Origin of the sequence: Bacillus sp. SIMBA_026 (assembly GCF_046535335.1) — a bacterium.
GTDB classification, from domain to species: domain Bacteria; phylum Bacillota; class Bacilli; order Bacillales; family Bacillaceae; genus Bacillus; species Bacillus velezensis.
Genome location: NZ_JAWRWX010000254.1, coordinates 1 through 263 on the forward strand (window position 1 = coordinate 1; position 263 = coordinate 263).

Here is a 263-nt window from a genome sequence, read left to right on the forward strand (position 1 = left end):
CGAGCGCGCCCAAGGAGGTCGTTTCCGGCCTCGAGGCCAAGCACCCGCTGGGCCGCCTGGGACGCCCGGAGGAAGTTGCCACCCTCACCACGTTCCTGCTCTCGGACAAAGCCAGCTTCATGACCGGCTCCTACGTGTTGGTCGACGGCGGCTACACGGCTGTCTAGCCTGACCGGAACCTCGCCCTGTGGCCGCAATTATGCGTCACAGGGCGCGTTTCAGGGTCATTTCCTGTATGCGGGCGTGATGGTCTGGCATGCTGG

At 65.0% G+C, this 263-nt stretch carries 1 protein-coding gene; it reads left to right on the forward strand.

Annotation, left to right across the window (positions count from 1 at the left end; all coding sequences use genetic code 11):
- Positions 1–167 (forward strand): SDR family oxidoreductase (locus SB847_RS21390; protein WP_410578669.1); only part of this gene is annotated, 167 nt, incomplete at its 5' end.
- Positions 168–263: the final 96 nt, after the last annotated feature.